The 21285-nt window shown below is 57.5% G+C and carries 15 protein-coding genes; 3 read left to right on the forward strand and 12 right to left on the reverse strand.

All coding sequences use genetic code 11. The features are described 5' to 3' along the window. Positions 1-93 precede the first annotated feature (93 nt). Positions 94-1947: an Lnb N-terminal periplasmic domain-containing protein gene (locus IQK56_RS12155; protein ID WP_150761943.1), complete on the reverse strand. Its 1854-nt coding sequence runs from the start codon at positions 1945-1947 to the stop codon at positions 94-96. Positions 1948-2038: 91 nt separating this feature from the next. Then, complete coding sequence (locus IQK56_RS12160) at positions 2039-2527, reverse strand: DUF3015 domain-containing protein (RefSeq protein WP_099584757.1); 489 nt, start codon at positions 2525-2527, stop codon at positions 2039-2041. Positions 2528-2794: 267 nt separating this feature from the next. Here IQK56_RS12160 and IQK56_RS12165 point away from each other — a divergent pair, with 267 nt between their 5' ends. Together IQK56_RS12165 and IQK56_RS12170 are read left to right on the forward strand one after the other, a co-directional pair. Beyond that, positions 2795-5236, forward strand: coding sequence for a Lon protease family protein (locus tag IQK56_RS12165; protein WP_150675924.1), 2442 nt, complete (start codon positions 2795-2797; stop codon positions 5234-5236). 253 nt (positions 5237-5489) lie between these two features. Continuing rightward, positions 5490-5807, forward strand: a complete 318-nt coding sequence (locus IQK56_RS12170; protein ID WP_122307095.1) for a PA4575 family protein — start codon at positions 5490-5492, stop codon at positions 5805-5807. Positions 5808-5813: 6 nt separating this feature from the next. Here the strand turns inward: IQK56_RS12170 and IQK56_RS12175 are convergent, their stop codons facing one another. Beyond that, positions 5814-7637 carry a hypothetical protein gene (locus IQK56_RS12175; protein ID WP_193863281.1) on the reverse strand — a complete coding sequence of 608 codons (1824 nt, stop codon included), beginning with the start codon at positions 7635-7637 and terminating at the stop codon, positions 5814-5816. 164 nt (positions 7638-7801) lie between these two features. Between IQK56_RS12175 and IQK56_RS12180 the strand changes: the two genes are divergently transcribed. After that, entirely contained in the window at positions 7802-8290 is a 489-nt protein-coding gene (locus IQK56_RS12180) for a TIGR00645 family protein (RefSeq protein ID WP_057012796.1), read from the forward strand. An 18-nt stretch (positions 8291-8308) separates the two neighbouring features. Here IQK56_RS12180 and IQK56_RS12185 read toward each other — a convergent pair whose 3' ends face one another. The 9 genes from IQK56_RS12185 to hsdR all read right to left on the reverse strand — a co-directional run bounded on the left by IQK56_RS12185 (position 8309) and on the right by hsdR (position 20913). Then, a complete protein-coding gene (locus IQK56_RS12185; protein WP_193863283.1) occupies positions 8309-9742 on the reverse strand; it encodes an ArnT family glycosyltransferase in 1434 nt (477 codons plus the stop codon). A gap of 118 nt (positions 9743-9860) precedes the next feature. Then, a complete protein-coding gene (locus IQK56_RS12190; RefSeq protein WP_150761945.1) occupies positions 9861-10139 on the reverse strand; it encodes a hypothetical protein in 279 nt (92 codons plus the stop codon). Between the two features lie 9 nt (positions 10140-10148). After that, positions 10149-10772 carry a LysE family translocator gene (locus IQK56_RS12195; RefSeq protein WP_150675920.1) on the reverse strand — a complete coding sequence of 208 codons (624 nt, stop codon included), beginning with the start codon at positions 10770-10772 and terminating at the stop codon, positions 10149-10151. 52 nt (positions 10773-10824) lie between these two features. After that, a complete protein-coding gene (locus IQK56_RS12200; RefSeq protein WP_150761946.1) occupies positions 10825-12129 on the reverse strand; it encodes a SidA/IucD/PvdA family monooxygenase in 1305 nt (434 codons plus the stop codon). 10 nt (positions 12130-12139) lie between these two features. Next, positions 12140-12607 carry a GNAT family N-acetyltransferase gene (locus IQK56_RS12205; protein WP_150761947.1) on the reverse strand — a complete coding sequence of 156 codons (468 nt, stop codon included), beginning with the start codon at positions 12605-12607 and terminating at the stop codon, positions 12140-12142. Next, positions 12604-13857 carry a diaminobutyrate--2-oxoglutarate transaminase gene (ectB, locus tag IQK56_RS12210; RefSeq protein WP_206691810.1) on the reverse strand — a complete coding sequence of 418 codons (1254 nt, stop codon included), beginning with the start codon at positions 13855-13857 and terminating at the stop codon, positions 12604-12606. The genes IQK56_RS12205 and ectB overlap by 4 nt, the downstream gene beginning before the upstream one ends. A gap of 778 nt (positions 13858-14635) precedes the next feature. Further along, positions 14636-16993 (reverse strand): restriction endonuclease subunit S, encoded by a 2358-nt coding sequence (locus IQK56_RS12215; protein ID WP_193863287.1) that lies wholly within the window; start codon positions 16991-16993, stop codon positions 14636-14638. After that, positions 16990-18459 carry a type I restriction-modification system subunit M gene (locus tag IQK56_RS12220; protein ID WP_045156938.1) on the reverse strand — a complete coding sequence of 490 codons (1470 nt, stop codon included), beginning with the start codon at positions 18457-18459 and terminating at the stop codon, positions 16990-16992. Before IQK56_RS12220 ends, IQK56_RS12215 begins: the two co-directional genes overlap by 4 nt. A gap of 87 nt (positions 18460-18546) precedes the next feature. Further along, on the reverse strand, positions 18547-20913 hold the full coding sequence (gene hsdR, locus IQK56_RS12225) for an EcoAI/FtnUII family type I restriction enzme subunit R (protein ID WP_193863289.1): 2367 nt from the start codon (positions 20911-20913) through the stop codon (positions 18547-18549). Between the last annotated feature and the right edge of the window lie 372 nt (positions 20914-21285).

Raw genomic sequence — 21285 nt, forward strand, 5'->3', positions numbered from 1 at the left:
CCCGATAGCGGTGTGTCAGTCACTGAATATTTGGCTGATGCACCGCCATCGGGGGCAAGCCCCCTCCCACATTTTGATTTTCGCCAGGCTGGGTCAGTAGTGATACCACTTTACTTCGAGCATCACTTCATTGACCGGTGTCGACAAGTGGCTGTACTCGCGCTGTGCACTCAGGCGCAGGCCCAGGTTGCGCGACAATTCCCACTGTTGGTTGAGGCTGATGCTGCGACGCACTTCACCATTGGTGAAGAAGTCGCCCTTGGCCTCCAGGCTCAGATTGCCCAGCGGGTTTTTCCACAGTACGCCAGTGTTGAAGCCGGCCGCGGGGGAGATGGCTTCGTTGAAGTCGTTGTTGTGTTCCACACGCACGGTGCCGAGGGCGAAGCCGAGCATGTCGTCGCGCAGCTGCCAGGTGCCGCCGGCGCCGCCGTTGACGTGGGCGACCAGCGTTTCGTCGTCGTGCTTGCCCGGCACGCGCTCCAGGCCGCCAGTGACTTGCCATGACCACGGCTGCAGCAGGGCGTTGCGCGGGGTCAGGGAGCGGATGGTGGCCAGGTCCAGTTGCTGCAATTGCCAGTGGTTGCCTTCGTACTGGCGCAGTTTCATTTGCAGGATTTCGATCTGCGCGCCGAGGGGGAAGCCTTCGGCGTTGTCGTTGAGGTCGTGATAGGCCATGCGCAGGCCGTATTCACCGAAGGCCTTGTCGCCACGGGTGCCGATGCCGGCTTGCCAGGTGCGCGATTCGTGACCGTTTTCCGGCAGGCCGGGCGGTGTGATCTTCAGGTCGGGCGCGGGGTTCTGATTGATTGCGCGCAGCAATTCGAAACTGCGTTGGGAGCGTGCAGTGTCGCGTTCCAGGCCGTTGGCGCGGTAGCGGCCCAGGCGATAGGCGGCGTCGATGATCAGGGCCTGGCGGTCGCGGGGCAATGCCTTGAAAGCAGGCGCCTGCAATTGTTGCTGGTCATCGCTGACCTTGAGCACCCATTGCTGTTCGTCGCTGTCCAGCGGCTTGGCGCGTTCCAGCAACTCGCGCTCGCGGGATGGCCTGTAGTCGATTTTCTCGACCAGTCCCGCGTCCTTCACTGCCTTGACGGTGTCGGTAGGAATGGCCGTCAGCGGGAATTGCTCGGTCAGGCGCAGGCCGGGGCGGGCCACTTGCAGCAGTTCCAGCAGGCGATAGGAGCAGTTTTCGTCGAAGAAGAAATAGTCGAACTGGATCTGCTTGAGCTCCCACACGTGCTCGACCATGCGCTCGGTCTCGACCTGGGTGAGGTTGAGCCGGTATTCCCACAGGTCGCGGTTTTCGAGACTGCGGTACTCGGAGAGTTTTTCCTGGTAGGGCACCAGCGCGAACAGGCCGGGGTAGCCGCCCATCAGGCCTTTCCAGGCGTAGAGAATGCTGTTGTCCGAGCCTTCTATATAGGCGCCGAAGTTGATCGCGTAGCTGAGCAGCGCCGTTTTGTTGCTCTGCACGTCGGCCTGGTCGATACGCAGCAGGGTGTGGCCGAACATCGACGACGGGCTGTTGAGGTAGGCCGCCGGGAAGATCATCACCGCACTATGGGGGGCAACGTCCTTGAACCATTGCTTGAATTCGGTGCAGTCCACGGCGGGCAGGTCGGTCAGGTGCAACTGATCCTTGAGCCAGCGGGTCCGTGCGGGGTAGACACATTGGGCGTGTTTTTCGCCCAGGCTGGCCGGAGCATAGAGTGCTTCAACGGTGGCCTTGAGTTCGGCATCCGGGTGGTGGGCGCCATCGGGTGCGAGGAAGAATTTCTTTTCACTGACATAACTGCGCCAGCCACTGATTTTTCCGGCTTCGTAATGGCCCAGCGAAAGCCAGAACGGATCGTTGGCCAGTTGCTGCAAACGTTGATCATCAAGGTGCGGTGCCGCGTACAGCGGGGCGCAGGCGAGGAGTGCCATCCAGGCAAAGCGTTTGAGCATAGGGGCAACTTAAGTCGGAAATTAGAGAGACCCAAAGGGGGGCGGGTCCAAAAATAAAACCCGCGCCTGGAGAGGCGCGGGCAGGTCGAGCTTAAGCCTGGGTAGCGTATTTCGCCAGACGGGCATCGCCTTTCAGTACAGCCAGGGTGTTGTTGTGCACGTCTTCAGCGGTTACATCGGCCTTGCTGAAGATTTGCTGGAAGTGTTCGTGAGCCACGGCTGCGAAGTGGTCACGATCTTCTGGCGCAACGCCCAGTACCACGGCGTAGGTGGTCAGTGCTTCGCCATTACCCTTGGCCATGTCTTCGGACAGCTCGTTCATCATGCCATTCATGGCAATCCAGGACTTGCCGCCGTATGTCAGCGCGCTGTTGGTGCTGCAACCGTTGGTGCCCGAGGTCATGCCGAAGGTGGCGTTACCCGAGGTACCGTTGGTGGTAGAGGCCAGGAAGTGAGCTGGAGTACCGCGCTGGCCTTCGAACAACATGTTGCCCCAACCGCAGTTCGGGCCACCTGGTGCTTCTGCCATTGCATTGAGGGAGACGACGGTGAAGAGAGTACCGAGAAGGATCCGTTTCATAGCTTTGTTCTCTTTGTGTGCAAACCAATGGACAAGGGTTCAGGCACTTCATAGCGCCCTCGGGATCGGTTATTAGTCCAACCCGCGCAGTTTGGAGTTTAGGCACGTTCCAAGGGTTCCGTGTGTTTTTATAAAACAATCAGAGATGTCGCGATTTTTTTGTAGGACGCATTGCGTGTCTACGCTTTCCCACAGGCTCGCCTTGCCAGAGCGCGCAACGGAGAGCCAGAATGCCGTCATCTGCCCCGCCTGATGTAAGGAAGCCCGATGCCTGATCCTGTTGCTGCCAGCCTGCGTCTAGCGCCCGAAGCGCTGACTCGCCCTTTCTCCGCTGAACAGTTCAGCTTCTCGACCACCAATGATTTGGAGCCCTTTCGCGGTGTGCTTGGCCAGGAACGCGCGGTTGAAGCGTTGCAGTTCGGTGTGGCCATGCCACGCCCCGGTTACAACGTATTTGTCATGGGCGAGCCGGGTACCGGCCGTTTTTCGTTCGTCAAACGCTACCTGAAAGCTGAAGGCAAACGCCTGCAGACCCCGGCGGACTGGGTCTATGTGAATAATTTCGATGAGCCTCGCGAGCCCCGTGCCCTGGAATTGCCAGGCGGTGCGGCGGCGGCATTCATTGCCGATATCAATGGCTTGGTCGACAACCTGGTGGCCACCTTCCCGGCGGTCTTCGAACACCCGACTTATCAACAGCGCAAAAGCGCCATCGACCGCGCCTTCAACCAGCGTTACGACAAGGCGCTGGACGTGATCGAGCGTCTGGCCCTGGAAAAGGATGTGGCACTGTACCGCGACAGTACCAACATCGCGTTCACGCCGATGCTCGACGGCAAGGCGCTGGACGAAGCCGAGTTTTCGCAGCTGCCGGAAGTGGATCGCGAGCGTTTCCACACGGATATTTCCGAGCTGGAAGAGCGCCTTAACGAAGAGTTGGCCAGCCTGCCGCAGTGGAAGCGCGAGTCCAACAACCAACTGCGTCAGTTCAACGAAGAAACCATCACCCTGGCCCTGCAACCTTTGCTGGCGCCACTGTCGGAAAAATACGCCGAGAACGCAGCGGTCTGCGGTTACCTGCAGGCCATGCAGGTGTACCTGCTCAAAACTGTGGTCGAGCAATTGGTCGACGACGCCAAGACCGACGCCCAGGCCCGCAAGCTGCTCGAAGAGCAATACTGCCCGAGCCTGGTGGTGGGGCACCCGGTCAACGGTGGCGCACCGGTGGTGTTTGAGCCGCACCCGACTTACGACAACCTGTTCGGCCGTATCGAGTACAGCACCGATCAGGGCGCGCTCTACACCACGTATCGCCAACTGCGCCCGGGCGCCTTGCACCGTGCCAATGGCGGGTTCCTGATTCTTGAAGCCGAAAAAATGCTCAGCGAGCCGTTCGTGTGGGACGCCCTCAAGCGCTCCCTGCAATCGCGCAAGCTGAAGATGGAATCGCCCCTGGGCGAGTTGGGCCGCCTGGCCACCGTGACCCTCAACCCGCAGATGATCCCGTTGCAGGTCAAGGTGATCATCATCGGTTCGCGCCAGCTGTACTACGCGTTGCAGGACGCCGACCCGGACTTCCAGGAGATGTTCCGGGTGCTGGTGGATTTCGACGAAGACATCCCGATGGTGGACGAGAGCCTGGAGCAGTTCGCCCAGTTGCTCAAAACCCGTACATCGGAAGAAGGCATGGCGCCGCTGACCTCGGACGCGGTGGCGCGGTTGGCGACGTACAGCGCACGGCTGGCGGAGCATCAGGGCCGTTTGTCGGCGCGTATTGGTGATTTGTTCCAACTGGTCAGCGAGGCGGACTTTATCCGTCACCTGGCGGGCGATGAGATGACCGACGCGGGGCATATCGAGCGCGCCCTCAAGGCCAAGGCCACCCGCACCGGGCGTGTGTCGGCGCGGATTCTCGACGACATGCTCGCCGGGGTGATCCTGATCGACACCGCCGGTGCGGCCGTGGGCAAGTGCAACGGGCTGACGGTGCTGGAAGTCGGTGACTCGGCCTTCGGTGTGCCGGCGCGGATTTCCGCCACGGTGTACCCGGGCGGCAGCGGCATTGTCGACATTGAACGTGAGGTCAACCTTGGCCAGCCGATTCACTCCAAAGGCGTGATGATCCTGACCGGGTACCTGGGCAGCCGCTATGCCCAGGAATTCCCGCTGGCGATTTCGGCGAGCATCGCGCTGGAGCAATCCTACGGTTATGTGGACGGCGACAGTGCATCCCTGGGCGAGGCGTGCACCTTGATCTCGGCGCTGTCGAAAACCCCGCTCAAGCAATGCTTTGCCATCACCGGTTCGATCAACCAGTTTGGTGAAGTGCAGGCGGTGGGCGGGGTCAACGAGAAGATCGAAGGCTTCTTCCGCCTCTGCGAAGCGCGCGGTTTGACCGGTGAGCAAGGGGCGATCATTCCCCAGGCCAACGTTGCCACGTTGATGCTTGATGAGAAGGTGCTGCAGGCCGTGCGTGCCGGGCAATTCCATATCTACGCGGTGCGCCAGGCGGATGAGGCGTTGAGCCTGTTGGTGGGCGAGGACGCGGGTGAGCCGGACGCCGAGGGGCAATTCCCGGAAGGCACGGTGAATGCGCGGGTGGTTGAGCGTTTGCGGGCGATTGCCGAGATGATCAGCGAGGAAGACTTGAAGGAGGCGGAAAAGGAATTGGCACAGCAGGCGTTGGCTGAAGCCAAACCTGTGAGCTGACGGGGCTCTGTGATGGACGTGCTCTTGTGGTGAGCGGGCAAGCCCGCTCACCACAGGGACTGCTCGCCACAGATTGGGTGAAGTTGCCAATAAACTGACTTCACCATAGGCACCCACCACCGTTGGTCTCTACAACCTTGGTTTGTAGCGGTTTTCTTCTATTCTCTGCTTTAGGGATATCCACAGGAGTCGCTGGATAGAAACAGCCTCGCCCCAGGCCGGGCTGAACACCGATCTACCGAGGGTCGCCGCCATGCCGCGCAACCTTTGCCTTACCCGCCAGTGCTTTGGCCTGGTCACCCGTATCGAATGCTCCATTCGCCCTCTCGCGGGGGATAACGGGATGTGGACCTTGTTGTTTGCCGCCGGAATGTCCGGTGAACAGCCGTCCACCATCAAGTCCCAAGGCCCGTTTCCTGGGCCCTTTGCGGCGCAAACCATCCTTGAATCGATCGTGGACAGCCTCACCCTGCACGGCTATGAGGTGGCGGGCGACCCGCAGATCTGGTGCCTGCACATGCAGGCCCACCTGCGACAACTCAATGGCAACCGTGAACCGCTTGCGCTGTAGCGGCGGTCATTTGCTGTCGGGTTTGTCCAGCTTGACCTCGAAGCCGTATTGCACGGTGCTCAGGTCGGTACGCTGGTAGCTTTCCAGTGCGGTCGGTCGGCCGTAGAAATAATGCACGTCAAACATCGCCGTGCCGTATTCCTCGGCACGGTGGCTGACCCCCAGGATTTCCTTGAGGTACTGGCCACTGGCGTCCTTGGCGTAGAAGCGCCAGCTGTCGGCGGGGAAGTCTTTCTGATCGACGACCAGCGCGTTGTCCTTGAGCGACAAGCCCTTGGGCAACTTGGTCACGTCCAGCTCGCCTTTCTCGATAGTCGCCAAAAACAGCGGGATCGAGCCCACCACGAACGCCGGGTTTTCCGGGAACAGGTTGAGGTCGTAGGTGAGGGTGCCACGGGCCGGGTTCAGTTCGAACGCTTCGGCCGGCAGCTCGATGGGGTCGCCGCGCTCGCCTTTTTCGTCCGCCGTAAAAAAGGTAATTGGCGATTCGCTGCTATTGCGCTCGGCGCCCACCAGGTCGTCGTTGAAGGTGAATGGGTGGTCGAACACCACATGCGCGGCACTGGCGTCTTCGACGGACTGGCTGATGCTGACGCTGTTTTTCAGCTGCTCTTCCGTCATGGTTGCGTCTTTGAGCCAACTGGCAGCGCTGTCGTCGTACACGGTGACCGGCATCGGCAAGGCTTGTACGGTCTTTTCCAGGCTGTTCTTGTCGAAGCGCAGCACTGGCAGTTCAAGGTCCTTGCGGGTGACGGACGCCGTCGAGAAGTCCATCACGTTGACCTGCAGGTTATCGATCAGGCCGTTGAAGTACACCTTGGCGTAATGACTGCCCTGTTTGTGTTCGAAGGCTTTCTGTTCATCCGTGAGCTGTTTTTCGAACCCTTCAGACCAGGCCTTCTGCTTTTGCATCTCAGCCAGTTGCTTCTCGTAGAACGCCACTTGCGCAGCGCTTTCGTTGATCGAGCCTGCGCGTGTGAGAAATTGGCCGGTACTGTCCCGCGCTTGCACCAGCAGAGGGTTCGGCGATTCGTCGCCGACTTGCGGTGCCAGCGGCGCGCTGTTGGTCAGCTCGATTTCCGCGTAGTTCTTCTCCAGCAGCAGCAAGTTGAGCGTGATAGTGCCCTCGGTGCGCTTGTGGCCCACGTCCTTTTTCGACAGGTCGAACGTCAGCACCTTGCCCGGCGCGATGACTTCGACCGCGCCTTTGAGCGTGACGGGCTGCGGTTGGCTCTTATTTTCCGTCTCGATGCCGTCGATGAAGGGGTAGGTCACCGTCAGGTCATCGGGGTTGGTCAGGTTGGAGCTGCTGGGGCTTAACTGAATGCCGGGGTCGGTTTCCGACCATTCCGGCTGGAAGGGGACGACTTTGTTGTTGCTCAAGGTGACCGACTGCCATTCCAGACCATGGGGAAAGGGGAATTGGTCGGGCATGCTGAAACTGAATGGAAAGACCGGTTGCAGATCCGTCAGGTAATCGGAATGGGAGGTCTTGCGCAGCACGAACAGGCCATTGATGTAGGTGTCCACCAGCGCCTGGGGTGTTGGGTAGTGCTTGAGCAAGGCGAGGTTGTCTTCGCCGTACTCGGCTTCGATGGGCTTGGTGGCCAGCTTGACTCGCGCCCGTTCCAGCAATAACAGCGAACCGCCGAGGTCAGCGATGGCGTCGCGCAGTTTGGGGTCTTGGATGCTGTCGAGGGACTGTTCGAACGTGGCGGTTTTCTCTTCGAGGGTCGTCTGTTTCTGCTCGTCGCTGGGAGAGCAGCCGCTGGCCAGCAGCAATGCCGCGCACAGGCCGATGCTGGCCAAAGGGGATCGCACATCCATCATCTGAGTTTTTTCCTGTCCGACGTCATCGAGCCGAGTTGATGGGCTCGACACTAGCAGAAAAATTCTCTTACAGATGCCGCCTGGGTCAGTTTTCTCGTGCTTACAGGTGTCTTGTAGCGGCTGGTATACTCGCCGCCATTTTTAGCCAAGCTGTGTGAGATCCCATGGAACGCTTTATCGAAAACACTATGTACGCTTCACGCTGGCTGCTGGCGCCGATCTACCTGGGGCTGTCCCTGGGTTTATTGATCCTGGCGCTGAAATTCTTCCAGGAAATCATTCACGTGATTCCCAACATTTTCTCCATGCTGGAAGCGGAAGTGATCCTGCTGCTGCTGTCGTTGATCGACATGGCGCTGGTGGGTGGCTTGCTGGTGATGGTGATGATTTCCGGCTACGAGAACTTCGTGTCGCAGCTGGATATCGATGAAAACAAGGAAAAGCTCAACTGGCTGGGCACCATGGACTCTTCCTCGCTGAAGATGAAAGTGGCGGCGTCCATCGTGGCGATTTCCTCGATCCACCTGCTGCGCATCTTCATGGACGCCAAGAACGTCGATCCCCAGCACCTGATGTGGTACGTGATCATCCACATGACCTTCGTGGTCTCGGCCTTTGCCATGGGTTACCTGGACAAGCTCACCAAGCACTGATCCCTCTATGCGCTGGCCTTACTGCTCGATGAAGTAGTAAGGCTGGCGACCGATCTTCATCTCCTTGATCACCGTGACCGTCCCGCTCAGTTGGCGGGTGTTGTCCAGCAATGCAATGTTGCCGGGCTTGGCCGTGAGAAAACTGCGTAACTGCGCTTCGGTTTGCAGGATCGGCAAGTAGGCCTGCAGATAGAACACGCTCGCCCCGGCAATGCGCTCATTGGGCTGGAACATCACCACATCCCGACCGTCGGCTTGAAACGCCCTGGCCTGACTGATCACCGGCACGAAAGACTCCCGCTTGTCTGCTTTGGGGGCGAACCAGAACGCAGCTGTCAGATAGCTGGCAATTGCCAGGCTGAATGCGCTGACGATCACGCCCCCGTGGTAACGGTACAGCGCTGGCTTGTGTGCCTTGAGCCACTCCAACAGCACCCCTGCATATTCTGCGGCGAGCACCGCGGCGGCTGGAGTGAGTGCCATCAGGTAAACAGTGCGCTTGCTGGAAGCCAGGGTCAGCAGGGTGAACTGCGCCACCAGCCAGACACTGAAGAACAGGCGGTAGCGGTTGCGCACCAGGCTTTTTCGAAAGTGCCACAGGCCCAGGTACACAAGGATATTCCAGGGCAGGAACGCTTCCGGCAGCTTCGCGATGTAGTAGTAGAACGGCTCGTAATGCCCGGCCTCGACGAACGAACCGCTGAACCGCCCGACGCTGTTGGTCCACAACACTTCGCCCACCGCCTGCATCCCGCCGCGCTGGAACAGGAAACCCAGCCAGACCATCAGCGGCACCAAGGCCAACAAGGTAAACACCGCCGGTTTGAGCCAGTCGCCGATCCGCAGGTGCTTGTCCATCAGGCTGGTGCTGGCCAGGTACGCGAAGATCACGATGCCCGGCAACGCCAGCCCCAACACGCCTTTGCTCAGGGTGGCGATCACCATCCCGGCGGTAAACAAAGCCCATGCCCCCGCGCTGGAGCCTTCACGCTCGGGGCGAACCGCCTGGTAGAACGCCAGCAGTGCAGTGGTCACGCCGAGGCTGAGCAGTGAATCTTCACCCACGCCGCGCACATTGCCCCAGTAACTGGCCATGGTCGCGAGGATCAGCGCCGCGCAGAACGCCAGTGTTTTCGGACGTCCGAACGTGCGCAACATCCCGTAGAACAGCATTACGCTCAATAGCCCGGCAAACGCCGAGGCCAGGCGCACGGCCCAGGTCGTAGCGCCAAACAAACGAATGGCCCCGGCATCCAGCCACAGGCTCAAGGGCGGCTTTTCCAGGAAGGGCTCGCGAAACAACTGCGGCACCACCCAGTTATTGTCCAGGTGCATGGCCATGGCGATCCCGGCGACGCGGGCTTCGGTGGAACCTTGCAGTTCATGGTTACCCAGGGCGAAGAAGAACAGCAGACCAGCAAGCAGGAGTAGCAGAGAAGCGGGACGTGTCATGAGTTCTTGCTACCAAGGCAGGAGGCCGTTCTGAAGAACGACTCGGACGATTGGCGAGTATAGGTAGGCGATTCTTAATATTTCGTGAACGGATGTGGGAAGGACTCGTGCGTGGGCCTCAACAGGCCCATTTGAACGCGTGAAAAGCCACTGCAGCTTCAACCTTGCGCCGGCTCGTGTACAGCGAGGCTGCGTAGCTTACCCCGGGGCCCAAGGCATCGACGATGGGGAAGATATCTTCAAGGCCGCAGTCGAGAATCAAGGTGGCGTCGTAATTGCTCGCCAGGTCCGGTATTGGACAGTTCTGGGGTAAGCCATCGCGGGGTAGGTCGATCAGCAGCCAACTGCGGTACTTGAAGCGCATGCTCACGTCCTTGAGAAGATCGTTCCATTCCATGACACGGCCTCATCGACTGGCAACCAGTACGGGAATCGCGTTGTTGAGGGAAAACGCCACCAGAAACACAGCCAATCCCACATCGATCTGGCGGGTGTATTTGAGAAACAGCGCCTTGATCGGGCCTTGTCCGAACAGCAGCGAGACCAGGGAGTACCAGATGACTTCAAGGGTGGAACACAGCATCACCACCACGACCTTTTCGAGGTCGGTACGGGGCGAAGAAAGAAAGCCGGCGTAGATGCTGATCATGAAGGCGATGGTCTTCATGTTGCTGATGTTGGTGATGACCCCAACGCGATACGCCTTGGCGAAGCTGGTGACCCCAGGTGGGGTGCTTTCGGCAGTCCCGGTGTTTTTTGCCAGTACGCTTTTGATGATGCTGTAGGCGATGTACAGCAGGTACGCCGAACCACACAGGGTGGCGACCTTGGAAAAGGCCGGGTACTGATGCAGCAACGCCGCCAGGCCCAGCAGGGAAATGGTCGAGAAGAATACGCCGACGGTGCAGATCCCCAAGGTCGCACCAAGGCCGGTAGTGACCGACCCTAATGAAGAGAACCGGCTGACGATGATGAAGTTCGGCCCGGGGCTTATCACCGCCAGGATGTAAATCAATGCTGCTGTAAACATGTGACCTCCTTGTATAAAACAGCAGCCCGCAGGGGCTGCTGCCGGGATTGGTTCAGGCCAATGCGTGCGCCGGAGCCTCGACCTGCGCCAACTGTGTCTCCAGGGCCGACAGGATGTGTTCAACCCGTAACGAAATCAGGCTGAACGAACCGGCATCCCCCAGGCCATGGGAGCTTTCGCACAAACCGTTGAGGAACACCGCGGGCAACTCATCCAAAGCGGTCAGGCTGTAATCGCGATTCACCACCAGCGCGCCGTGCGCATCGGCGCGAAACCGACGGTGGTAAGGCGCCAGCAACGGTGGATACAACTCGCCATTTTCCTTGGCGGCAATGTCCTTGAACCCGGTGGCAAGCACCAGCGCATCCAGCTCCAGTGTCGAGTGCGTGAGTTGATTGACTTCCTTGAGCGCCAACTGCACGTGCCCTGAGGCGTTAACCTGCGCCTGCTCGATGGCGATGTTGTTGAGGATGTGGATGCGCTGCTTGCCCTGCAGCTTTTCCTCATGGATGCGCACGTACAGCGCGTTGATCACATCTTCATCGGCCGAGCTGTAGTTGGTGCCGCGCAGTTGCTTGTCCACCCGCGCCTTGGCGTCCGGCGGCAGGTTGAAGTAGTAGTCGATAAACTCCGGGAAATACACCTTGTCGCTGAATGGGCTGGTGTCCTTGAGTCGGAAACTGAAGCTGCGGTGCAGCGAGTAGATTTCCTTGTCCGCAAACCTGGCAGTCAGGTCCAGCACAATCTCCACGGCGCTCTGGCTGGAGCCCACCACACCGATACGCTGCACGCTCGATGGCAACTTGTTGATGCGTTCGAGGTAGTGATTAAGGTGGAACACCTGCGGACCATTCAGGCCCTCGAAAACCGCCGGGATATTCGCCGTGCGCCCGGTACCCAATACCAGGCTGCGCCCATAGATGACCCGCTGATCGTTATAGGTGACCTTCCATACATGCTCGCCCTTTAATAGCAAAGGCTCCACCCGTTGGGCGAATGCCGAGGATTCGACACTGCCCAGAAAATGCCCGGCAACCCATTTGATGTATTCGGCGTATTCGCGCCGCAGCGGGTACGTCAGCGGTAGGTTGAGGTAGTCGAACAAGCGGCCGGTTTCTTTCAGGTAATTGACGAAGCCATAACGACTGCGCGGGTTGCGAGGTGTGACCAGGTCCCGCAACGGATTGTTCTGGATGTCCGAGCCGCTGAGCAGCATTTCGTCCTGCCAGTCCGGTGTCTGCTTGGCGTCCAGGAAGCGATAGGTCAGCGCGGAAGCTGACTCCTCCAGGCCTATTGCCAATGCAAGGTTTGACGGGCCGAAACCAATACCCACGATATCGAAAACTGTGTCTGACATGGTAAAGCTCCTATCCCTGGATTGGCTTTAATGGAAGATGGTAATAGTGGTACGCGGTGTTTTCGATAAACCCGAAGCGCGTGTATAAGTTGCGTGCTCTGGGGTTGTCGTCAGCGCCTTCAATGAATAACTGTTTGGCCCCGGCTAAATGCGCGAACGCTTTTGCCGCATTCAATAACGCCAGGCCGACCCCAGCACTGCGCTTAGAGGCTTCGACATATAAATCATTTAATATCCACAGGCGTTCTAATGTGACACTTGAAAAGCTCGGGAAGAGTTGCGTAAACCCGATAACTTCATTGTTGACTTGCGCAACGATGATAATTGACTCGCCGAGAAAGAAGCGCTGTTGAATAAACGCCAGTGAGCGGGCCAGGTCGGGGGCTTCGCCATAGAACTCACGGTATTTGTCCAGCAACGGCGCGATCGCTGCAGCGTCGTCGAGGGACGCGTGACGGGTGATGATGGGATCACTCATGGCGTGGTCACCTCGGCAAAGGCTTGCTTGAGTATGTGCAAGCCTTGGGTGATCTGCGCGGGAGTGATCGTCAACGCCGGGAGGAACTTGAGCACTTGGTTGTCGATGCCGGAGGTTTCAATGATCAGCCCGCCAGCATAGGCCCGCGCTGCAATTTGTTGCGCCAGGGCCGAGTCCTCGAACTCGATGCCCCTGAAAAACCCTCGCCCTTTGAGACGGTTGGGTGCCTTTTCGGCAAAGCTCAGGGACAACCCCAGCAACCCCTGATGTAATTGGTCTGCCTTGTCCTTGAGCGTCTGGGCAAACTCCGTGTTGCTCCAGTAGTGATCGATCACCGCCTTGCCCGTGACGAACGCCAGGTTATTGCCGCGAAATGTGCCGTTGTGTTCTCCCGGCTCCCACACATCCAGATGGGGCGCCAGTAAGACGAGGGACATGGGTAAGCCATAACCGCTGATGGATTTGGATAAGGTCACGATATCCGCAGTGACCCCGAGGGCTTCGAAGCTGAAGAACTCCCCAGTGCGACCACAGCCGGCCTGGATATCGTCGATGATCAGCAGGATGTCATGCTCGCGGGCGATGGCTTGCACGGCCCGTACCCAGTCGGCCGAAGCGCTGTTCACGCCACCTTCGCCCTGCACCGTTTCCAGTACGATAGCCGCCGGTTTGTCGATCCCGCTGCCGCCGCGCAGCATGTTGGCCAGGTACAAGGATGTGTCCACACCGTCGCCGAAATACCGGTCATACGGCATGAACGTCACATTGTTCAGGCTGACACCGGCCCCGGCGCGTTTACGCGGGTTGCTGGTCAAGGCGAGGCTGCCCAAGGACATGCCATGGAACGCGTTTGTGAAGGCCACGACATTCTGGCGCCCGGTGTACTTGCGGGCCAGTTTGATCGCCGCCTCCACCGCGTTGGTGCCAGTGGGGCCGGGAAACTGCACTTTGTAGTGCAGGTTACGCGGTGCCAGGATCTGCTCTTCAAACGTCGTCAGGAAGGCTTTCTTGGCAGTGGTCTTGAAATCCAAGCCATGGGTGATGCCATTGTTGCCGATGTAATCGAGCAACGCGGCCTTCAACACCGGGTTGTTATGCCCATAATTCAAGGCCCCCGCACCACTGAAAAAGTCGATGAACACCTGGCCGTGCTCACTGGTCAGGGTCGAGCCTTCGGCAGTATGGAAAGTGGCGGTAAAGTCTCGGCAGTAGGAACGAACGTTAGATTCTTTAAGCTCGAATATATCCAGAGGCTGTGGCGCCGCAGGCGCAAGTTTTGAAAGCGAGTAATTCAACGTAGCCGTCATGTCAGGTACCGTTTATCAATCCAATTGAATGGACTTTCAACAGGTATAGCTATTTCCCAGTGGCCATGTAGCGAATGCTGAGAAGACTTTAATCCCTTGAAGTCCGCGTGCAACTTTCATCCTATGAAACATGACCCGCTCTGTTGGCCAGCAGGAACAATGACGTCTTTCGCTAATTAAGCTAGCAGCAATTCAGGAAAGAATGACCAATTATAAATTCATATGCTTATGACCTGTTTTTGCGCTGCTGGCGGTGACAGGCGTGTCGGCCGCTGCTGGCAGCGTTGCTCCTCAGTTCTCGCTTTCGGTTAGGCAGCACGCGGGCGATTCGGGAACGATCAGGGGGGGGGCTCGCGCCTCGAGTGGTGATCCTGCTGCTGTGCAAATGGGTTTCGAGGTTGCTCGCGTTCTGCGCAGGGGTAGGACGAATATCAGCGGGAATACCAAACGTCTGGAACTCAAAAAGTATGGAACGCCTCCGGCAGCGCTGAAGCCCCGTGTTCACTGGATTTCAGGCACAAAAAAAGACGTCCTTGGACGTCTTTAGATGTTAATTTGGTGGGCCGGGGTAATTTGAATTGGTTTCTTAGACATTTGATTTAATTGACTAATGTGAGTTTGTAAATTTCTTTGGAATACCAACTGGAATGCCGCGAGGGGCTGGATTGAGCTATATGCTTCGTATCCGTATTTTCCGAGGACGGCTAAAAGCAATCTCGGTTTACTCGAAACCGGGCAAGCTGAGCATGCCTCCTGTGGTGCGTTTGCCAAAGCCGCTGGGCATGAGGATTTTGTGCTTCTTCATCTCTGCGAGTACTGCCGACCATTTGGTTTTGTCAAAGCGCAGCTTGGTATCGTTCCAGCTATGCATGACTTCTTCCACGATGGCTTCATCGGAAACCGGGCGTCCTTCGAGAATAAAGTCGTTCCAGGCGGCATAGAGCGTCACAGTCATTTCGCAACGATCAGTATCCCAATCCCGCATTAGTTCGATCACCTGCCCAATGGTGGCGCGCTCAGTGATCGACCAGGCGCTGCTATATGCTGGTCTATGCTGCCCTGCTTTGGAGAGGGGGCGGTAGGCGTGGCCAACCGTCTCGCGGTCAGTGCGCTCATACCACTGATGGTTTCGCATCTCGCCTTCGACCTTATTCATCAATTGGCGATCGTGAGGGCCTGCGGCGTCGCGCAAGTAGTTACCTTGGATTGCAGCGAGCCTGGCCGTGTGTTCGGCTAAGTAAATTACCTTCTGCAGCTTGCGTTGGCCGAAGGTGCGGTGGCTATGTAGCTGATGAGTGATTTCTGCGGCGAGGAGGGTACGGGCTACTTGCTGGTCCGTGGCAATGGGGCCCTGCTGGGCGTCTTCAGCGAGGGAGCGTTCGACCAGGGTGCTGGCCAACTGTTCGTTCAACTGGCGGGCCTGGGTTATGCGGGTTTTGAGTTGCTCGCAGAGGGCCATTAGTTGGTCGACTTTGGCGATGATGCGTTGTTGTTCTCCGAGCGGCGGTAATGGGAACGCGCATGCTCGAAGTTGGGTCATGTTGATGGAAGCAAGGTTGGTGGTCTGTTTTGATGAACCCGCAAAATACTCTCTTGCTGAGGCCGAATTCAGATACATCTCTGCCCAGCGTGGCTCCCAATCCGCAACTACTGCACGAGCCCGGAAAACATGGTTTTGGTGAAGGCACTCTGGCAACTCTTCACGCCAAACTGCCGTACGACCGACTTTGTCCCAATCACCACCTTCTGTAATCAGCAGGTCACCGTTCCGAAGTAGGTACTTTTCGACTTCGTCTTCTGGAACTTCGACTTCCTTAATCTGCTCCATTTCCAAGCGTCCACGCTGGACATTCGCCACGCGGAGGTACGGCTTGGATAACAGCTTGCGGTCGCCAAGTTTTCGTCCAAGGGTGACACCGCCAGTCACATGTAAAACATCATCAATGGTTTGCCATTGCCAGCCGGCAGGGACCTCAAAAGGCGGTTCCGGTTGCAAATTGGCAGCCAGATCCTTTTGTTTACGAACCTTCGATTTGGCTAGATAGCTTTGTTTTTCGGCTTGGATACGTTTTACAAACTCACTCGCCGACTCATCGTTGGTATCTTGCTGCACCAATTTTCCCATCACGGCCAGTTGCAGCAGGGTTTGTTTGAGGGCGTCGATGCTGGGTTCGGTTGTGAACAGGGTGTGGAAGTGTTCGGCTAGGCGCTGCCAGTTGGTGGTGAAGTCGGTGGCGTCGCTGACTTGGGTCAGGCTGTCGAGCAGAGCCTGCACCAGTCGGGCGTGGGCGTTTTCGGCGTCGGCTTGTTGGGCTTCCAGCCGGTCACACAGGGCCATCAGCTCATCGACTTTGGCGACGATGCGATGTTGCTCCTGTTCAGGAGCAAGAGGGAAAAGCTTCGAGAGATATTCCCCCTGAGCCAGGTGCCCATGCGTCGAGCTTGTGATCTTCAGCTGTGTTGCATTGATGAGACGGAGGCCGTACACGAAATAGTCCCGACTGACACTTGTCGGACGGAACATCTTCCACATATTTTGATTAAGAACGGCAGGTAGACAGCTCTCATCGACAACTCCAATCTTCCCAAGGCTGCCGCCAACCATAACGAGCAAAATCTCATCTCTCTCAAGACGCACACTCTTATAGGTAGAATCTGCCTCAACGGGATCAATGTATTTTGCATCTGATAAATCGAGTGTTCCGTCTGGATTAATATTGGTGACTCGAAGCACCAATGTTCCAGAAGCCCTGTATTCCGAGCTCTTAAATGCATGTCCTGTGCTTGCTTCAGTTACTTGACCGAGCCTTACCCATTCCCATCCATCAGGCAGGGCAAATGGTTTTTCCGCGTCGTCAACATCCTCTAGAGGCTTTTGCTTCTTAAGCTTGCCTATGGCGACAAGGCGTGCCTTATCGTCGGCAATCCGCTTGAGCAACATACTGGCCGGCTCATCACTGGGGTCTTGCGGTACAAGCTTGCCGCGCACGGCCAGTTCCAGAATCAACTCACGCAGCTTCTTGATGCCATTGGGCGAGCCGGCTAGCAGCGGCAGGTTATCGGTGAGCAACGCCGTCATACCTGACGCTCCAGAGCTTCAGCCAGCACGGCCTTGAGCTGATCGCGCAGGTCGCTGATTTCGCCTTGCAGCGTGGCGTAATCACGTAGCAACTCGACGGGGTTGTGGCTGATCTGCTCGCCGACATGTGGGTTTTTGCAGTCTAGGTTCCAGTTTCGCGCTTGCAGCTCTTCGACGCTGACCTTCCAGGCAAATTCGCTCTCTTTCCGTGCAGCAAAACCGTCGTCCTCGCAGCCCCACCAGGCCTCTTCCACTGCGAACTCTTCGATGCGCATGGGGCGGGTCTTAGAGTAGTTCTTTACGCCGGTCGGGTACTGGTGTTCGTAGAACCAAACCTGTTTGGTCGGTGTGCCTTTGGTGAAGAACAGCAGGTTGGTCTTGATGCCGGTGTAGGGGTTGAACACGCCATTGGGCAGGCGAACGATGGTGTGCAGGTTGCATTCGGTTAGCAGCTTTTCCTTGATCCGACTCTTGATGCCTTCACCAAACAGAAAGCCATCGGGCAGTACCACTGCGGCGCGGCCACCGTCTTTGAGCAACTGCATGATCAGCACCAGAAACAGGTCGGCGGTTTCTCGGGTGCGGAAAGCGGCGGGGAAGTTGGTTTCGATGCCATCTTCTTCCATGCCGCCGAACGGCGGGTTGGCAACGATGCAGTGCACGCGCTCACTCGGCCCCCAGCTGATCAGCGGTTTACTCAGGGTGTTGTCGTGGCGAATCTGGTTGGGCACCTCGATGCCGTGCAGGATCATGTTAGTGGTGGCCAGCAGGTGCGGTAGCGGCTTTTTCTCCACGCCGAAAATGCTGGCCTGCAGTGTGCGCTCGTCCTCGGCGGTTTTTACATAGCGACTGCGTTTGTGTTCGATGGCGCCGGTGAGGAAGCCGCCTGTTCCGCAGGCCGGATCCATGACCTTCTCGTCCAGCTTGGGGTCGACCATGCGTACCATAAACTCGGTGACCGGGCGCGGGGTGTAGAACTCGCCGGCGTTACCCGCGTTCTGCAGGTCTCGCAGCAGTTGCTCGTAGAGATTACCGAACTCGTGACGCTCCTGGGCTTTGTTGAAGTCCACGCCCTCTTGAATCTTGTTAATCACCTGGCGCAGCAATTGCCCGGACTTCATGTAGTTGTACGCGTCTTCAAACACGCTGCGCACCACAAAGGCCGAGGGCGTGTTGCTGTACTCGTGCAGGTTCTGCAGTTGGGGGAACAGGTTGTTGTCTATAAAGTCCTTGAGCGCCTCACCGGTCATGCCTTCTGGATCGGCGGCCCAGGTACGCCAGCGGCAACTGTCGGGAATCGGCGACCGGTAGTTGTCGTCCATCAGCTCCCATTCCAGCTCGCGGTCATCGAAGATTTTCAGGAACAGTAGCCAAACCAACTGTCCGATGCGCTGGGCGTCGCCGTCTACGCCAACGTCTTTACGCATGATGTCCTGAATGGACTTGATGGTGGAGCTAATGGACATGAAGTTCTCTCAACGCGTACCGCAAGGGGGCGAAATTCTACCGGATAGTGGGGGCGACTGCTTTGGCATGTCGTCGGTGTTTAGCCCTTAGCTTGCGTAAAGTTCGTCTTCCAGCTCATGTATAGCCTTGTTGTAGCCAGCCTTACCGCCAAAGGCCTTGACCAGCTCGATGGGGGCACCGAACTGGCTGAAAGGGTCAAGCTGCAGGATTTTGATGTCCTCGATATGCTCGATGCCGGTATCGGCGTATTTATCCAGCAACGCCTCCAGCACCTGGCGTGCTGCACCTGAATATTTGGCGAAATAGTTTCGTTTTTTCACCTGCTCGGCTCGCTCACGCCGTGATAGGGCAGGCTGATCGAAGGCGACGTGGCAGATCAGGTCGAACGGATCGAGCGGCTTGCCCTGTTTCTTTTCCACTTCTTCGGCCAAGGCTTCCCACATCACGCCCTGGACGGCCATCTCCTCGATGATGACTTTCTTTTGCTCGGCATCACTCCAGCGCCGGAGGAAGTCATCCAGCGAGGCGAACTGCTTTTGCACGCAGATGCGGGTGTAGTCGTGCAGTGACTCGGTGATCAGTCGGCCATCCGGACCGTAATACTGCACACGCTCGGCGATGACATAAATCGGGACGTTGTCGATGACATACTTGATGCGTTTTTTGCCCTCATCTTCGCCGGTGAAATCCAGGTCATCACCCTCGTTATCGTTGCCTGCGCTTATGCCATCTTCATCGGCAAGCGGGTCATCCGGCGGTACGGGGGAGTCATCGCCTTCTGGGGCGTAGATCACTACTGGGTCGCCGTCGAAGGCCGGGTCGGCAAACAGCTCGGTGGCCTTTTTGAAGTCCATGATGGTGAACCAGTACTTGCCGTAGTCCTCGTTGATGCGAGTGCCGCGACCGATGATTTGCTTGAACTCGGTCATCGATTTGATGTGCTGGTCGAGCACGATCAGCTTGCAGGTCTGAGCATCGACGCCGGTGGTCATCAACTTGCTGGTGGTGGCAATCACCGGGTAGCGTTCTTCCGGGTTGATGAAGTTATCTAGTTCGGCCTTGCCTTCCTGGTCATCGCCGGTGATACGCATGACGTATTTGCGATTCTCGGCCACACGCTCGGGGTTGAGGTTGACCAGTGCCTGGCGCATGCGCTCGGCGTGGTTGATGTCGTCGCAGAAGATGATGGTTTTCTGAAACGGATCGGTGGCCTTGAGGAGTTCGGTGACCTTCTGCGCCACCAGTTGCGTGCGCGCCTCGATCACCAGGGTGCGATCCATATCCTTGAGGTTGTAGATGCGGTCTTCGATCAGCTCGCCATTCTTATCGAGCATGCCTTTGGGTGGCCGCCAGCCTTGCAGGTCTTTATCGAAGTCGATACGCACCACTTTGTAGGGGGCGAGAAAGCCGTCTTCGATGCCTTGCTTCAAGGTATAGCTGTAAATCGGTTCACCGAAGTAAGTGATGCTGGATACTTCTTTGGTTTCCTTCGGTGTGGCGGTGAGGCCGACATGGGTAGCGCTGGAAAAGTAGTCGAGGATTTCACGCCAGGCGGAATCCTCGGAGGCGCTGCCACGGTGGCATTCGTCGATCACGATCAGGTCGAAGAAGTCGCGGGAGAACTGCTTGTAGATGTTCATCTCTTCATCGGTGCCGGTGACGGCCTGATAGAGCGACAGGTAGATCTCGTAGGAGGTATCGATCTGACGTTTGGCGATCTTGGTCATCGCCTGGCCGAAGGGCTTGAAGTCATTGTTCTTGGTCTGGTCTACCAGGATGTTGCGGTCAGCCAGAAACAGGATGCGTTTCTTCTGTTTCGATTTCCACAGCCGCCAGATGATTTGGAAGGCTGTATATGTCTTGCCGGTGCCCGTAGCCATTACCAATAGGATACGGTCTTGGCCGCGCGCCACAGCCTCGACGGTGCGGTTGATGGCATTCATCTGGTAGTAGCGTGGCATGCGTCCGGAGCCGTCGTCGTAGTAGGGCGCTTCGATCTTGTGCTTGACTGTATCATCCAGCCCCTTCAACTGGCAGTAACGCTGCCAAAGTTCGGCAGGGCTGGGGAATTGATCAAGGGTGAGTTCGGTTTCTACCTGGCTGCCTGTGCCACTGCGGTCGTGAAACAGGAAACCATCGCCATTGCTGGAGAACACGAACGGTACGTCTAGCGCCTCTGCATAGCCCAGGGCTTGCTGCATGCCCGATCCAACGGAGTGCTTGTTGTCCTTTGCCTCGATCACAGCGATAGGCAGGTTGGCCTGGTGGTAGAGGATGAAGTCTGCGCGGCGTGCTTCGCCACGGCTGTGAAGTTTTCCCCGGACGATAATGCGGCCTTTGGTAAAGCTGACTTCCTCGCGCACCTGCTTGTGCATGTCCCATCCGGCTTGCTGAATGGCTGGGGCAATGTACTTGCTGCAGATGTCCCGCTCGGAAAGCGACTTTTTGTCCATAACCCCAATTCCCTTTCAAGCCGGCCTGGTAGCTCCATTCCGGCACTGCTGATCGTGCTCGATGGGCGTAAATGTACCTTGTTTGATAGTGGTGCGGGGGAAGATTAGCTTTTGGTATTAGAAGCTGTAGATCGTACTAGCGTGCTTTGTAACTATGAGCAGCCTCTTAGCTGTAACTGGCGATAGGTTGACATCTGTGAAAGGCTATGGACTTGCTCTTCCTCACATCGGCATCTTAAGTCTGAAACTAAAATAAATGTCCCTCGAGTCTTAATTTGCGACAGAAAGCAATTTTGGCCTGCTATAGCTAGTAGGCTCTCTACAGAGCTTTCCTGCGTAGCCTAAGCCCAACGTAAGCGTCTGCCCAACACA

The sequence above is a fragment of the Pseudomonas cyclaminis genome (genome assembly GCF_015163715.1).
Lineage (GTDB): Bacteria > Pseudomonadota > Gammaproteobacteria > Pseudomonadales > Pseudomonadaceae > Aquipseudomonas > Aquipseudomonas cyclaminis.